The 15,053-nt window shown below is 38.4% G+C and carries 13 protein-coding genes; 10 read left to right on the top strand and 3 right to left on the bottom strand.

Annotation, left to right across the window (positions count from 1 at the left end; genetic code table 11):
• The first annotated feature begins 146 nt into the window (after nt 1–146).
• From ACEXOE_RS03385 to ACEXOE_RS03355, 7 genes are all read left to right on the top strand, one after another.
• Entirely contained in the window at nt 147–779 is a 633-nt protein-coding gene (locus ACEXOE_RS03385) for a hypothetical protein (RefSeq protein ID WP_394747316.1), read from the top strand.
• A gap of 2 nt (nt 780–781) precedes the next feature.
• Nucleotides 782–1,510 (top strand): SCO family protein, encoded by a 729-nt coding sequence (locus ACEXOE_RS03380; RefSeq protein ID WP_394747315.1) that lies wholly within the window; start codon nt 782–784, stop codon nt 1,508–1,510.
• Nucleotides 1,511–2,044 (top strand): DUF420 domain-containing protein, encoded by a 534-nt coding sequence (locus tag ACEXOE_RS03375; protein WP_394747314.1) that lies wholly within the window; start codon nt 1,511–1,513, stop codon nt 2,042–2,044.
• 50 nt (nt 2,045–2,094) lie between these two features.
• The gene (locus ACEXOE_RS03370) at nt 2,095–2,307 is read left to right on the top strand and encodes a hypothetical protein (RefSeq protein WP_394747313.1); all 213 of its coding nucleotides are present in this window, start codon (nt 2,095–2,097) and stop codon (nt 2,305–2,307) included.
• Between the two features lie 97 nt (nt 2,308–2,404).
• On the top strand, nt 2,405–3,652 hold the full coding sequence (locus ACEXOE_RS03365) for an ABC transporter permease (protein ID WP_394747312.1): 1,248 nt from the start codon (nt 2,405–2,407) through the stop codon (nt 3,650–3,652).
• Nucleotides 3,653–3,677: 25 nt separating this feature from the next.
• A complete protein-coding gene (locus ACEXOE_RS03360; RefSeq protein ID WP_394747311.1) occupies nt 3,678–4,937 on the top strand; it encodes an ABC transporter permease in 1,260 nt (419 codons plus the stop codon).
• A gap of 43 nt (nt 4,938–4,980) precedes the next feature.
• The gene (locus tag ACEXOE_RS03355; protein WP_394747310.1) at nt 4,981–6,096 is read left to right on the top strand and encodes an efflux RND transporter periplasmic adaptor subunit; all 1,116 of its coding nucleotides are present in this window, start codon (nt 4,981–4,983) and stop codon (nt 6,094–6,096) included.
• Nucleotides 6,097–6,630: 534 nt separating this feature from the next.
• Here ACEXOE_RS03355 and ACEXOE_RS03350 read toward each other — a convergent pair.
• The 3 genes from ACEXOE_RS03350 to ACEXOE_RS03340 all read right to left on the bottom strand — a co-directional run bounded on the left by ACEXOE_RS03350 (nt 6,631) and on the right by ACEXOE_RS03340 (nt 12,002).
• Complete coding sequence (locus ACEXOE_RS03350; RefSeq protein WP_394747309.1) at nt 6,631–8,820, bottom strand: peptidase domain-containing ABC transporter; 2,190 nt, start codon at nt 8,818–8,820, stop codon at nt 6,631–6,633.
• 72 nt (nt 8,821–8,892) lie between these two features.
• Entirely contained in the window at nt 8,893–9,756 is an 864-nt protein-coding gene (locus ACEXOE_RS03345) for a thiopeptide-type bacteriocin biosynthesis protein (protein WP_394747308.1), read from the bottom strand.
• Nucleotides 9,753–12,002, bottom strand: a complete 2,250-nt coding sequence (locus ACEXOE_RS03340; RefSeq protein WP_394747307.1) for a lantibiotic dehydratase family protein — start codon at nt 12,000–12,002, stop codon at nt 9,753–9,755. Before ACEXOE_RS03340 ends, ACEXOE_RS03345 begins: the two co-directional genes overlap by 4 nt.
• 535 nt (nt 12,003–12,537) lie before the next feature.
• Here ACEXOE_RS03340 and ACEXOE_RS03335 point away from each other — a divergent pair.
• The 3 genes from ACEXOE_RS03335 (at nt 12,538) to ACEXOE_RS03325 (ending at nt 15,051) form a co-directional block, all read left to right on the top strand.
• Nucleotides 12,538–12,870 (top strand): hypothetical protein, encoded by a 333-nt coding sequence (locus ACEXOE_RS03335; RefSeq protein ID WP_394747306.1) that lies wholly within the window; start codon nt 12,538–12,540, stop codon nt 12,868–12,870.
• Between the two features lie 254 nt (nt 12,871–13,124).
• Complete coding sequence (locus tag ACEXOE_RS03330) at nt 13,125–13,826, top strand: ABC transporter ATP-binding protein (RefSeq protein ID WP_394747305.1); 702 nt, start codon at nt 13,125–13,127, stop codon at nt 13,824–13,826.
• Complete coding sequence (locus ACEXOE_RS03325; RefSeq protein ID WP_394747304.1) at nt 13,819–15,051, top strand: ABC transporter permease; 1,233 nt, start codon at nt 13,819–13,821, stop codon at nt 15,049–15,051. Before ACEXOE_RS03330 ends, ACEXOE_RS03325 begins: the two co-directional genes overlap by 8 nt.
• Nucleotides 15,052–15,053 lie beyond the last annotated feature (2 nt).

The following is a 15,053-nucleotide window of genomic DNA, read 5'->3' as shown; positions in this document are numbered from 1 at the left end:
CGGTTTTTTAACCGCTTTTTTTATACCATAAACTTTGTTTTGATAGGGATGAATACTTGTTGCTTGCCAATTTATGGCGTATTTTTGCAGTCCCATAACAAAGATGGATATAAGACTTTTTTTTAACCCCTGTTGCGTTTTGTATTATGAAGAAAACCTTTGTTTTAGTCGCTTTGTTCATTCTCCCTATCGTGGCCTATCTTTTCTTTGCTTCAGGGATAAATAATTTTGGAAAATTACCAATCCTTAAAGAAGGAGTGCCAGATTTGATTGCACTGGATGCCAGTGTTACCTTGGATAATAAGATTACGATTTTAGGGTTTTTGGGAAAAGAAACCGAGCTTAACAAAGGGAATGCCTTTAACCTTAATCAAAAGATATATAAACGCTTCCATGAGTTTCATGATTTTCAATTGATCATGGTAGTGCCCAAAGGCACAGAAGAGAAGGTAGGGCAACTTAAAAAAGAACTTGGCGCTTTGGTGTCGATGGAAAAATGGATTTTCGTTTTTGCGGAGGATCAAGACATCAAAAAATACTTTAATGCCTTGGGAACAAACTTAAGTTTAGACAAAACTGTAGGTTCTCCCTATGTATTTATCATCGATAAAGATAGAAATCTAAGAGGAAGGAAAGCGGATGAGGATGAGGGAGTGAAATATGGTTTTAACACCATATCAGTGGCCGAGCTGAACAATAAGATGGAAGACGATGTTAAGATCATTTTGGCAGAGTATCGATTGGCACTCAAAAAGAACAATGCCGAAAGAAAAAAATAAAAATGAAGAATAAGTATACCTATGTATGGGTCTCTTTTGTAATTCTGATCTTCGGAATTATTTTTATCCCGAAAATTGTAAATCGTATTAAAGAAGGATCGGTCGTGGAAAACGATCGGATGAATAGAAAGGACAATAGCGGGGAACTGGCCTATATCATCAATGAACAGGGAATGAAAAGAAGGGTTCCTAATTTTGCCTTTGTGAACCAGGATAGCCTTATGATTACGGACAAGGACTATAGCGGCAAAGTATATGTAGTAGAGTTTTTCTTTACTACCTGCCCCACCATTTGCCCTATTATGAATGAAAATCTAGTAAAGATCCAAAATGAATTTAAAGAGTTCAATGATTTTGGTGTTGCTTCTTTTACAATCAATCCCAAGCATGACACACCCAGAGTATTGAAAGAATATGCAGAGCGGTACGGAATTACCAATATAGATTGGCATTTAATGACCGGAGCACAAGAAGATATCTATGAATTGGCAAACAAAGGTTTTTATATTTTAGCCAATGAAGCTTCAGATGCGCCAGGTGGTTTTGAACATTCAGGACGATTTGCACTCATCGATAAAAAAGGGTTTATCCGCTCTAGGGTAGACAATTTTGGAAACCCCATTATCTATTATCGCGGCACCATTACAGAGGAACAAGGTGTTAATTTAGAGGGGGAAGAGCAGGAAATCAGTATGTTAAAAGAGGATATTAAAAAATTATTGGCGGAATAAATGGAACCTATCTCTCAAAAAGAAAAGCAATTCAATAAATGGATTACCATAGTATCTATTGCTGTTCCACTGGTAGTTGCTGCTTTATTTGGAGTGAAACTGCCCAATGTGGAGCCCTTGGGCTTTTTACCCCCTATATATGCCGCCATAAATGGATTGACGGCCATACTATTGCTGGTAGCGGTATGGGCCATTAAAAATGGACATCAAAAGTGGCATCAAAACATTATGACGACCTGTATAGGATTGTCCTTAGCATTTCTTGTGATGTATATTGCCTATCATATGACTTCGGAATCAACCGCCTTTGGTGGCGAAGGAATTATAAAATATGTGTATTATATTATCTTGATTTCGCATATTCTGCTCTCTATTGTTATTATTCCATTAGTGCTAAAAACCTATGCAAAAGCATATATGAAACGCTATGAAGCACATAAAAAACTAGCTCGGATAACTTTTCCTATTTGGTTATATGTGGCGATAACAGGAGTAGTGGTCTACCTTATGATTTCACCCTATTATGCGTATTGATATGAAGAATGTGGAAAGATGGAATAGAGGTGATGTATAAAAGTTGTAGCATGAGAACAAAAATAGTTGTAGTAAGTGTACTGTTATTTTTAATGCCATTGGTATCGCGGGCACAATGTGCTATGTGCAGGGCAGTATTGGAAAGTGAAGCGGATGGAGCTGCGGCAGAAGGAATCAATAATGGCATTCTTTATCTTATGGCCATTCCCTATATTTTGGTTGGAATTTTGTTTTACTACGTGTTCAAAAAGTTAAAAAATTAACATTTTTTTAAGAACATAACTGTAACAATCCGCTGAATGTGCCGTCTTATGAATGCGCTATACGCTGTATTGTGCATTCATCAATCATACAATCAACATGTTCGATATTGAAAGATGGCAAGAGATCTTTGATACGATTCGTAAAAATAAATTACGAACGTTTCTTACGGGATTATCTGTTGCCTCCGGAATTTTTATCCTCGTTATCTTATTAGGGTTTGGTCAGGGCATGCAGAATGGTATTGCTCAGGAGTTCGAACAAGATGCCGCTACCAGTGTTTGGGTGCGTGGAGGGGTTACTACAAAGAAATTCGGCGGACTTAATCCAGGAAGAAGGATTCAATTCAGAAATGAAAACTACGAAACCGCAGCTACCTTGCTCGGAAATCAAATAGAGTACCAATCCCCTCGTTTTTTTGTGCCTAATACCACCGTTATTTATGGGAAAGAATCCCTAGTATATGGGGTTCGAGGAATTTCCCATCAATTTCAATTTATAGAAAATGAATACTTGTCGGAAGGTAGGTATATCAGTTATTTAGACGAAGAAAATAGCGCTAAGGTAGCCATCATCGGAAATAAAATCAAGCGAGATGTATTTGAAGATGTAGATACCCCTATCGGCGAATTCATTAAAATTTCCAATATTCCTTTTAAAATTGTGGGTGTTTATGGTGATGGGGCAGGAGAACGGGAAGAAGAGCGAATTTTTATACCGATTACTACAGCTCAAACCGTATTTAATGGCGCGGATAGGATAGGTGGAATTGCCTACACGCTTCCCCCTTCGGAAAACTTCAATGAAGCCGTGACCAAATTCCGGAATTTTGAGAAAATTTTGGGGACTTACCTGCAAAAAGCGCATACCGTCTCGCCTGATGATCGTAGTGCCTTGAGAATTTCCGGTTCCATGGAAGACGCACAGCGATTTTATAGCCTTATCGGAAATATCAAATTTTTCTTTTGGTTTGTAGGTATTTGTACCATTATTGCCGGCGTTGTGGGGGTAAGCAATATTATGCTTATCGTAGTAAAAGAACGAACCCGGGAAATTGGTATTCGTAAGGCCTTAGGTGCAAAGCCCTGGTCCATTATCGGCATGATATTACATGAAGCTATTTTTGTAACGGCTATCGCTGGTTTTTCAGGCCTAATTTTTAGTATGGGACTCTTAGAAATTTTTGGACCACAGATAGAAGTAGATTATATCGTAAACCCCTCCGTAAATTTTAATATCGCTTTTACCACCGTAATGGTACTTGTTTTTGCGGGTACCTTAGCAGGTTTTTTTCCAGCTTGGAGAGCAGCTAGAATACAAGTGATAGAAGCATTGCGCGACGAATAACGGAACCAACTAAATACCGTCAAAAATGTTCAACAGAGATCGTTGGAAAGAAATTATAGAAGTGTTGACCAGTAATGTGTTTCGAACATTGCTGACCGCTTTTGGTGTATTTTGGGGCATCCTTATCCTTATTATTTTATTGGCAGCTGGAAAAGGTTTGGAAAACGGGGTGAAATTGGACTTCGGGGATATTGCTACCAATACCATGTTTATGTGGACAAGACCCACCTCAAAGGCCTATAAAGGCTTGCCCGAAGGCCGTAGATTTTCCTTTAAGATAGAGGATGTACAGGCGCTCAGGGACAATGTACCACACCTTAGGTTTATCTCCCCTAGAAATCGTTTGGGAGGTTTTAGAGGAGGTAATAATGTCATCAAAGGAATAAAAGCTGGGGCGTACAATGTTTTTGGGGACTATCCTGAAATTATTGAGCAAGACCCCATGACCATCACTTCCGGACGTTTTTTGAACTATAGTGATATTAAAGAAAAGCGGAAGATTGCCATTATAGGGAATGGTGTTAAAAATGAATTGTATGAGAAGGGAGAGGAGGTACTAGGGACTTTTATCAAAATACAAGGGGTAAATTTCATGGTAGTCGGCACCTACAAGAAAAAAACTAATGATGGAGACGGAGACGAAGGGGAAAAAGAGATTTTTGTACCCTTTACTTCGTTTTCCCAGGCATTTAATAGAGGAGATAATGTAGAGCGAATGGCTATTACAGCTACAGATGGAGCCTCCATTACCGAGCTGTCCGAACAAATTGTGGATCTCATCAAAGAAAATAGAAAGGTCCACCCCGAAGATCAACGGGCTGTTGGTTTTTTCGACCTCTTCAAGCAGTACAATCGGGTGGAAAGCTTATTCGGAGCATTGCGATTGGTAGCCTATTTTGTGGGCATATTGGTATTGCTCTCAGGAATCATTGGTGTGAGTAATATTATGTTGATCGTAGTTAAAGAACGCACTAAAGAAATAGGAATCAGACGGGCTTTAGGGGAAGACCCTTGGTCCATTAAACTTCAAATTTTAATGGAATCCGTATTCCTGACCTTAATTTCAGGAATGACGGGAATTATTATGGGAGCCTTGTTTATCTATGGAGTGAACGCTTTATTGGATTCTGTAGGCCCTGTAGATATGTTTTTAAATCCCAGTGTCAGTGTGGGAGTGGTTGCCGGAGCCTTGGTAATTTTGATTGTGTCGGGTCTCCTGGCCGGATTCATTCCTGCACAAAGCGCCATTAAGGTCCGCCCCATAGACGCCCTGAGAACAGAATAATAATGAATAAATAACAACCAGAACAGCATATAAAATACGAGCCATGAAAAAATCAATAACCATACTCATCTTACTCCTGATCGTCGTTGTCTTTGGCGGGTCCATGTACTATTTATATTCAAAAAATAGTGAAGACCCGGTAGTATACGAAACGGAAACGGCCTCTACCAGAACCATCATAAAAAAAACGGTAGCTACCGGAAGTATTCTGCCTTTGGAAGAAGTCTTGATAAAACCTAATATTTCAGGAGTGATTCAGGAAGTATATGTGGAAGGAGGAGATTTTGTAAAAGCTGGGGATCTATTGGCAAAAATTAAAGTAGTACCAAATCTCAATGCATTGAACGATTCTAAAAATGCGATTGACGAAGCACGCATTGCTCTAGATGATCAACGCCGAAACTTGGAACGTCAGAAGAGTTTGTTTGATAAAGGAGTGATATCCAAAGTAGACCTGGAACGTGCCCAAGTAAGTTATGATCAAGCAAAGCAGGGCTATGGAGCTGCAAATAAGCGTTATGATATTGTAAAGACGGGAACGACCAGTGGTTATGGCAATGCAGCAAATACGCAGATACGGGCTACGGTAAGCGGAATGGTCTTGGAAGTTCCTGTAGAAGTGGGAAATCAGGTTATTGAAAGCAATAATTTTAATGAAGGGACAACCATTGCGGCCATTGCCGATGTAAATAAGATGATTTTTGAAGGGAAGGTGGATGAATCGGAAGTTGGAAAAATCAGTGAGAATCTTCCCTTGGAGATTACGGTAGGGGCCATAGAGAATGCAGTTTTTGATGCGGTCTTGGATTATATCGCCCCAAAAGGCAAGGCCGAGAACGGAGCAATTCAATTTGAGATTAAGGGCACCTTAAAAAAACAAGATTCCATATTTATTAGAGCTGGTCTTAGTGCCAATGCCTCTATTATTTTAGCGAAAGTAGATGATGTAATGGCGGTTAAAGAAGCCTTGGTGCAATATGATGATGAAACAAAAAAGCCTTATGTAGAAGTGGCTACTGCAGGGCAACAGTTTGAGCGTAAGGAATTGGAATTAGGTATCAGCGACGGGATTTACGTAGAGGTGAAATCGGGATTAAGCGCAGAAGACAAAATAAAAATATGGAACAAAGTGGTTCCTGATGAGGTTGAGAATAACTAATTAATAATATTCAATTTTTGGAATTTTAATAAAACTATAGGATATACTTTAGAGGCGTTTCAATATATTACCACTGTTTTTGCTGTTAAAAGGTGTTTATCATATCACTTTATTTTCTTAAAAAGTGATAAAGAAAGTATAAATTTTTTACAAAAATTATACAGTTTGGTAACATTTTTGATGTTAATGACACTAATAATATAATGAGCCACCACTATATGTTTTTGTGTATTGATAAATTTGCCATGTGCAAACCCCATGATAGCGTCTTTGAATCCTATCAATGGTCAGAGTTTGTATATATTACCTTAGTGCTGATTTCCTTAATCATCCTAACCTTGGTTTTAGAATCTCCTGTGCAACAATCAAAATCTCGTCGTTTCTTGGCAAATGCCTTATATCGCTTTCAGCGTTTTTGTAAAAAGAGGGTTAAACTAACACGTTACTTCTTTTATACTTTAGGGAAGAATATATTTGTGAACAAGCGAGAAATGAATGTTCGTCTATAAAGCTCCGGGATAAGATTTCTTTATCCTAACTGCCCAATTCCAATTGATTCTTGACGAGTTTGTAGTAAGCGCCTTTTAGTTGGGTTAATTTCTCATGGTTTCCCACTTCAATGACCTTTCCATGTTCCAAAACCACGATTTGATCGGCATTTTTTACCGTACTTAGTCGATGGGCAATAATAACCACGGTCTTATCCGTAAAAAAGGAATCTAATTTCTGAATGATATGTTTTTCATTGTTGGCGTCCAAAGCAGAAGTAGCTTCGTCAAAAAATAAATATTCAGGGTTTTTGTAGACGGCTCGTGCAATTAAGATACGTTGTTTTTGCCCTGTGCTCAAGCCCATGCCTTCCATGCCTATTTTAGTATTGTAGGATAAAGGCAATTCTTCAATGAATTCTTTGATATTGGCAATATCAATCGCATAAGCCAATCGTTCCTTATCAATATAATCCTCTCCCACCGCTATATTTTTGGCAATGGTATTGCTAAAAATATAGCCTTCTTGCATGACCACTCCGCAAGCATCTCGCCAACCGCGATGCGATAGGGTCTCTAAAGGAGTATTCCCAATAGCAATGTTCCCTTTTTGAGGAGCATAAAATTTGAGGAGCACCTTCATTAGCGTTGTTTTTCCACTACCACTGCTCCCCACAATAGCTGTTACCTTATTCCGTGGGATGCTTAAGTTTACATCTTCAAGAACCAGCGTACTGGTACCCGGATAGCGAAAAGCAATATGTTCCAAATGAATATCTACATCGTCTGGAATAGCAGCACGCTGCTGGCCGGGATTTTCTTCATTGTCCTTATTGTGAATTTCGGAAAGGCGTTCCAGGGAAATTTTGGCATCTTGTAGTTCCCGTACAAAGCCGATCAATTCCGCAATAGGAGAGTTTAATTGCCCTACGATATATGAAATGGCCAACAACATCCCTAAGGTGATTTCTCCATCGATGACCAATTTAGCCGACAATACCGTGATAATAATATTTTTAAACTCATTGATAAAGCCAGATCCAACACTCTGATATTGATTCAAAGCCAATCCTTCCATAGAAATTTTGAAGAGTCGTGCCTGCAAATGTTCCCATTCCCATCGATGTTGCTTTTCAGCATTGTGCAATTTAATTTCTTGCATGCCATTGATCAATTCAATTACCTTGCTTTGTTCTTGACTTACCTGAGAGAATTGTTTGTAGTCCAGGGTTCTTCTCTTTTTCAGGAAAATAATGATCCAACCAAAATAGAGGAGGCTTCCCAACACAAAAATACCAAAGATCAAAAGGTTGTAAAAAGCCAGTACTGCTCCAAAAACAAACAGATTGATCAAGGAAAACAATACATTGAGGGAAGAAGATGTTAAGATGCGTTCTACCCGTTCATGATCATTTATTCTTTGCAAAATATCGCCTGTGAGTCGTGTGTCAAAAAAGGCAATGGGTAGGTTCATCAGTTTAATAAAAAAATCAGAGAGTAAAGAGATGTTGATTCGGGTACTCAGATGCAATAAGATCCAACTACGGATAATCTCAACAGCGGTTTTTCCAAGAAATAAGAACAATTGTGCAACGAGAATAAGATAGATAAAATTGATATCCTGGTTGCGTATGCCCACATCCACTACACTTTGGGTAAGGAAGGGAAATATAAGCTGCAGCAAACTTCCTGCTAACAACCCAAAAATGAGTTGAAAGAGAAAACGTTTGTATTTGATAAGGTATTTGGACAAAAAACGAAAACTCAATCGGTCTTCCTTGGTGTCAAATTCATTCTCATAAAATTCGGGGGAAGGCTCCAATAGCAATATTACTCCTTCTTCTGAAGTTTCTTTGGCATTGTTGCCCATCCAATGTTTCAAAACTTCCTCCTTGGAATAGTGGATCAGGCCATGCGCGGGGTCCGAAATATAGCAGGTGTCCTTCTTTATTTTATAGAGCACCACAAAGTGATTTTTGTTCCAATGAAGGATAGCCGGTAAAGGCACTTCTTTCAGTTGAAGGAAATCTATTTTTGCTGGTAAGGTGCGTAATCCAATATCTTCTGCGGCATTGGTCAGGCCTTGCAAGGTACTTCCAATTCGCGTCGTTTCCGCCAAATCCCGTAAATGTTCAATAGCAATGGCTTTTCCATAATGCTTGGCCACAATTTTTAAGGCTGTGGGCCCGCAATCTTTAGCATCTAATTGTTTATGGAAAGGAAATTTTTTAGGCACGGTTTTGTGTATCGGTGTTGAAGATATAAAATCTTGAAATAGTTTTTTTAAGTAAGGAAAAAAATAGAATTATTAAACCACCACTTTTCGTTTGATACTAGACTTGGTATGACGTTCCAAGAAATCATAAATGACCAGTTCATAAAAACGCTGTTTCCCGCGAAAAGCCCGGTTGACGCACATATGAATGTAACTACTCATTAAACTTTGGATCGGAACTTCCAATGTCCCTTCCTTATTTTTATCCAATAAGGTTGTGATCTCCTTTGAAATGTGAGTGTCCCTGGCTTTCAATAATTCCCAAAGCGGCGCATATTCTGATGCTCCTGAAGATAAAAATTGATCAATTTCTTTACGAAGTCCACGGTACTTTTTATCCAAAGGCAACTTGGAGGACTTATCCATTTTAAACTCTTCCTTAAAGGCAAGAGCATTCTTTTGATAAAAACGCAGTTCTTCTTCCGCTGAAAAAGAAAAAGCCTGTACAAAACTGCGAATACATCGCAGCATAAACAAAAAATACAATTCATCATCTTCCACTAGATCCATAGCCTTAGTGATGAGGATACTGTCGTGAAAAAACAAAGTTTCGGAAAGTTCCATGGTGGTATTGCCATAACGTTCCAATTCGCGGGCGTAGGTGTCCGTTTGTATTTTCCACAGGCGTTTTTCATGGATATAGGGCAAGGTCTCCGTTTTCATTGCTGCAATAACGCTACCAATACTTGAAATCTCCTTAAGTTTAAAACGCAATCGTAAATGCGGTTTTGGATCGGCATATCGAATAAAAAACCACTGCTCAATATGATTTTCGTTCAAAAGCTTTTCTGTTACAGGCAAAATAAGTGTTGAGAGGAGGTGGTCCGCCGTTCGGGCACCGCAATATAATTTGTAATACAACCACTCTTCTCCCAAAATAAATTTTCGTTGTATCATAGGTTCATGTCAGAATTTAAAGCTGTTTTATGAAATGCCAATAGTATTTGATTGGCATAGTTTCCTTGATCATTTTTTACTACGGTATCATCGGCAAACAAAAACTCTTCCAATACAAAGCGATTTCTATTTTTTACCGTTTCAAATAACATAAGGGTAGAATTTTTATTATCGAGATTCACCGTGAGCGTATTGTCACCATCTACCAATTGTACCCATTGTGGAATGTTATACCGCTGCCTCCAGGAAAGAAATTCTTTGGAAGGGAAATTTTGTGTTTTAGTACTCTCTATACTGGCGCGAATCATCTCTTTTTTTACACGCCATTGTGCTTTTGCCAAGATAATATGCTTGTAAACCACTCTAGGTAAAAAATCATATTGGTCAAAAAAGGAACTCCAAGAGAAGCCGTAATGCTGCCGGTGTTGCTGTTGTAAATCACAGAGAAAATGATACACCGGAAGGGCATTATAACTGTAATTATGGGCATTGGTCAATTTAGGAATTACCTCTTTTTGATGTCGCTTGGAATATAGTCGTATACGTTCATGGGTCACAGAAACTTCCAAGTCGGACAATGGGATTTGCTGGTCGAGGGGCATATCTGATTTGCCCAAGCAGGGAATTTCAAAAGCGCGTAAATGCGGTCTTCGTAAAACATTGCCTGTTCGTGATTCTGGTAAGTGAATGATTTCTGCCAAGATTTTATCCGAATGCATCTCGGCTTCTTTGGCCGTAATCTCATGGGCCAGCCGCAGTAAGCCTTTATCTCCATAGCTAAAACGGGCAATGAGGTTAGCCGCACTGGAACCACCTAGATGACTCATGGAGACATAGTTCGTATTGTTGATTTTAACGAGTTCAATGAGAGAAGCTACTGTGTCTGGGGCATTTTTCCAATCAGTTTTCCGTTTCTCGAAATCGCTGTCGGTCAATTCAATACTAGTTGCTTTAGTGTGTGAAAAATTACGAAGCTTGGCATGTAATACGCCTTGCAATGGCGACCACGAGAATTGGGGAATGTTGGTATCTTCTCCTTGGGGAATAATCAAATCGTCTAGAAAAGGCGTAGCTTCCACGGAATTGGGATTTTGGATATAACCGATGCCCGTTTCCACATCCAAGACCTGTAATAGGGGTACTTTTTCGTGTTCATATCGTTCAATAAAAGCAGATTTAAAACGATTTAAATTTTCATTCGAGGGAGGATTGGATATGGTATTTAAAAAAACAATCCCTTCTTTAATCTTTTCCAAGCTTTGCTTGCCCAATGTGTTTTCCTTAGTAGCAGAAAACAGATCCGTTTGGAACAAATATTTATGGTCCACCGCAATATTCAAAGAATCTATAAGTTCACGAACATCTTGATAGGAGTCAATGGGGTTCCCGACCTGTTGATCTAAAGCAACAAGGTGCTTTTTCATGCTTTGGATTAAAGAAAGTTCTTCTGAAACATCTTTTAATGGTTCGAGTTTCTGTTCCAATTGATTCAAAAAATCATCTCCTGTCAAAGTAGGCTCCAGAATACTCTGCAGGATTTGATTTTCTATCAATTCTTGTATAAAACCAGCTGCGGTTTCCTCATCAATATCCATCTCAACCAATACTTGGGACAGCTCTTCCAATTTGGCCCCTTTTGAAGCAGCGGCAATGATATTTTCCAGATAAGGGGAGCATAGCACAGATTCCAGACTATGTATACGGCGTTTTCCCTCATATTGATATTCCACATAGCGATAGCGATCTCCAATTTGGTACAAAGAGGAATTGGGATAGAACAGTAGTTGCGGCTGGATATGTTGTTTTTGTGCTAGGTAATTGGAAAATAATACCAGAAAATGCATGTCGTACCGTGTTACTTTGGTATATGTTTCGCTGGTAAAGGGTTCAATTTTGCGCTCTTCGGCCAATTTTCCCGTGCTGCAATGGGCAAATAACCCAAAAGGCGTGCAACGTGAGGCCATTCTGCTAAGGTATTTTAACAAAGAATGACGTATGCGCTCCTGTTTTCCTTCATTTTTTATAGCCCCTTGACTCCATTTTACAATTTGCGTGTAAAATTCGGGAGAAGCTAAAAAAATAGCTTCTTGCACAAGGGGAATTTCAAACTTTTCTATTAAAACCGAATCTTTAATAGTGGTCGGAGCGGTCAAGTCTTTTAAAAAATCAAAAGGTAAAGTGGGAAGGCGAAGACAATAGGAGGTAAAGGGAGTATAGGGGATTTTTTTCGCTTGCATTAATTTCATTTACTGTAAGATTATGACAATCCCTAAATATACTATTTTCTTATGAAGTCCAATACTTTTTGGCAGAAGATAAGAACCCTCCAAATTCATGAAAAAGGACTCTAAATTCATGAATTGTGACAATGATGGCTTGATTTATAGGTATTTCTAAAATAGTTTTATCTCATCAAAAAAACAATAGCACAAGTGAACATGCTGAAAATAGTCAATCCTTTAAATGGCTGAGTTATGAAAATCAAAATAAATTTTAGTTCAAACCTAATGTTCGCCCGTCTTGTTTAAAAAAAAAGATAAAAGTGTATAAAGAAAGATTTGGTTTAAGGGCCAAACTGAAGTTTGTCCTACGATTTGTGTTACACTTGGTCATTTTACTATGTGTTTGTGTATTGGTATCCATGGCCTATTACACGAATCTTGATCTAAGAACATTAATAAGGTTACAATTAGATTTTATATGGATTACCGTAGGAGTGGCTTTGGTAATGACATGGATGGTGCGCAAATTTTAATATGCAATAGAGAACAATACTGTACTATGATAAGATATATAGATAAATACAAGATGACAACTCCGGGAAACACTTCATGGGATACGGCCGAATGGCGCATTTTAGCATGGATGTTGAGTGCCTTTATGTTGTTTATTTTGGCGAATGTCTTCTGGGAAGTTATTAAAGATAATAGGATGAATAAGGTTCCTACAAGATTCAAAATACCCGAAAGACAAATCGTCATCATTTCCATACGGGAGCAATGCTATCTTTTCCTGCTTAAAACAGGTCACTATCTAATGCTGTTCATACTATTGCTATGGACCTATATTAAGAGTAAACTTCAAGTATTGAAGCATAAAATAGCTATGTTTTAAAAAATTGTCAATTTTTAGTTGGTTAGTAAATTGGTCAGTTAAGGGCCCGCAATAGTAGGCGGGCTCTTTGTATTCGGGCAAGTTCTATGGGCGCTGAAAAAAGCACGGATTGTTTTTTAAGCGCTTTTTAACAAATTATTTAGAAATAAGCTTGTAACAATTCAAAGATAAGGGAGTCATATAACTGGATTTTGCCATGCGAGTTTTAATGGCATAAATCTGGGCAAGACTAAAAATGACTAATATAACTGACCATGATCGAAATTAAAGACCTTCACAAATCTTATAAGATGGGGAGTAACTCTCTCCATGTATTAAAGGGAATCAATTTTTCTGTTGAAGAAGGAGAATTGGTGGCTATTATGGGATCTTCGGGTTCGGGAAAATCTACATTGTTGAATATTTTGGGAATGTTGGATGTGGCAGACCTTGGGGAATATAATTTGGACAATGTTCCCATTAGAGACCTAAATGAGACGAAGGCGGCGCAATACAGGAACAAATTCTTAGGATTTGTATTTCAATCGTTTAATTTGATCAATTACAAGAGTGCTATGGAAAATGTGGCACTCCCCCTGTACTATCAACGAGTAGGTAGAAAAGAACGCCAAAAAAAAGCGTTAAAGTATTTGGATCAAGTAGGCTTAAAAGAATGGGCAGGGCATTTACCCAGTGAGCTTTCCGGAGGTCAAAAACAAAGGGTGGCCATTGCTAGGGCCATGGCAGCAGAACCAAAAGTATTGTTGGCCGATGAGCCAACAGGGGCTTTGGATAGTAAAACTTCGTATGAAGTGATGGATTTGATTCAAAATATCAATGATCAAGGGAATACCATTTTGGTAGTAACCCATGAAGAAGATATTGCCCAAATGTGCAAGCGTATCGTACATTTAAAAGATGGGGTGATTGTTGAAGATAAAAAAGTTGATCAAGTAAGAGCATCACAATATGTTTAATAGAGATACTTGGAAAGAGATTTTCGAAACCATCCAAAAAAATAAGTTACGGACTTTTCTTACGGGCTTTTCCGTTGCTTTGGGGATTTTGATTTTTGTTGGGCTTTTTGGAATGGGGAATGGTTTAAAAAATACGTTTCAAAAGTTTTTTGGAGACGATGCCACGAATGTATTCTTTGTTTTTCCGGGGCAAACAACAGTGCCTTATAAAGGTTTTAAGGCCAATAGGCGTATTGAATTTGAAAATGAGGACTTGGAAGATATCGAAAAGAACTTCGCCTTCTTCATGGAATATATTACCCCACGAATATCTAGGGGGGCATTGGTAAAATATAAAGAAGAGTCCGATAACTATACTACAAGAGCCGTAGGCCCGGCACATCAATTTGCCGAAAAGACCGTAATGATGAAAGGGCGTTACCTGAATGAAACGGATATTCAGGAAAAAACCAAATATGCTGTTATTGGGCGATTGGTGGAAAAAGACCTTTTTAAGGGAGAAAGTAGCATTGGCGAATTTATAGATATCGGTGGCAGTGCTTTTAAGGTGATAGGGGTTTTTCAAGATGATGGAGGAGATAATGAGGAGCGTTATATCTATATTCCCTATACCACCAGGCAGTTGATCGAACGAAATACGGATAAGATAGATCAGATTATTTTAGCTTTTAAACCAGAAATTGGATATACAGGATCTTTAGCTTTTGAAAGAAGCTTGGATAAATATTTAAGGAGCAAGAAAGTTATTAGCCCTAAAGACCCCAATGGTATTTTTATTCGAAATATCGCCGAGCAATTAAAGCAAAATCAACAATTTGCTGGAGTATTGCAAATTATCATATCCTGTATTGCATTGGCCGTAATCATATCAGGGGTTATTGGCGTCAGTAATATAATGTTGTACGTGGTGAAAGAAAGAACTAAAGAAATTGGAATTCGAAAAGCCTTAGGGGCCACACCAAGAAATGTGACCAATACAGTATTGTTGGAGTCTGTTTTTATTACCACGATTTCTGGTTTTCTTGGAATGGTACTGGGTGTTGCGGGATTACAATCCATAGGCACCTCATTGGAAGATGATTATTTTATCACGAATCCATATATAGATATCAAAGTAGCCATTTTTGCTACGATATTATTGATTATTTGTGGTGCCATTGCTGGGTATATTCCGGCAAGAAGGGCCGCTCGTATTAAACCAATTGTAGCACTTAGAGACGAATAATT

The organism is Spongiimicrobium salis (genome assembly GCF_043678055.1).
Classification (GTDB): domain Bacteria; phylum Bacteroidota; class Bacteroidia; order Flavobacteriales; family Flavobacteriaceae; genus Spongiimicrobium; species Spongiimicrobium salis.
Note: the sequence above shows the minus strand (reverse complement) of the source record. Positions and strands in the feature narration are given on the sequence as shown.

What these genes read in the sequence shown, in the direction of transcription:
- ACEXOE_RS03365 (WP_394747312.1), top strand. Translation starts at nt 2,405, where the DNA reads ATGTTCGATATTGAAAGATGGCAAGAGATCTTTGATACGATTCGTAAA.
- ACEXOE_RS03335 (WP_394747306.1), top strand. Translation starts at nt 12,538, where the DNA reads ATGATAAGATATATAGATAAATACAAGATGACAACTCCGGGAAACACT.
- ACEXOE_RS03360 (WP_394747311.1), top strand. Translation starts at nt 3,678, where the DNA reads ATGTTCAACAGAGATCGTTGGAAAGAAATTATAGAAGTGTTGACCAGT.
- ACEXOE_RS03345 (WP_394747308.1), bottom strand. Translation starts at nt 9,756, where the DNA reads ATGATACAACGAAAATTTATTTTGGGAGAAGAGTGGTTGTATTACAAA.
- ACEXOE_RS03385 (WP_394747316.1), top strand. Translation starts at nt 147, where the DNA reads ATGAAGAAAACCTTTGTTTTAGTCGCTTTGTTCATTCTCCCTATCGTG.
- ACEXOE_RS03370 (WP_394747313.1), top strand. Translation starts at nt 2,095, where the DNA reads ATGAGAACAAAAATAGTTGTAGTAAGTGTACTGTTATTTTTAATGCCA.
- ACEXOE_RS03375 (WP_394747314.1), top strand. Translation starts at nt 1,511, where the DNA reads ATGGAACCTATCTCTCAAAAAGAAAAGCAATTCAATAAATGGATTACC.
- ACEXOE_RS03330 (WP_394747305.1), top strand. Translation starts at nt 13,125, where the DNA reads ATGATCGAAATTAAAGACCTTCACAAATCTTATAAGATGGGGAGTAAC.
- ACEXOE_RS03340 (WP_394747307.1), bottom strand. Translation starts at nt 12,002, where the DNA reads ATGAAATTAATGCAAGCGAAAAAAATCCCCTATACTCCCTTTACCTCC.
- ACEXOE_RS03380 (WP_394747315.1), top strand. Translation starts at nt 782, where the DNA reads ATGAAGAATAAGTATACCTATGTATGGGTCTCTTTTGTAATTCTGATC.
- ACEXOE_RS03355 (WP_394747310.1), top strand. Translation starts at nt 4,981, where the DNA reads ATGAAAAAATCAATAACCATACTCATCTTACTCCTGATCGTCGTTGTC.
- ACEXOE_RS03325 (WP_394747304.1), top strand. Translation starts at nt 13,819, where the DNA reads ATGTTTAATAGAGATACTTGGAAAGAGATTTTCGAAACCATCCAAAAA.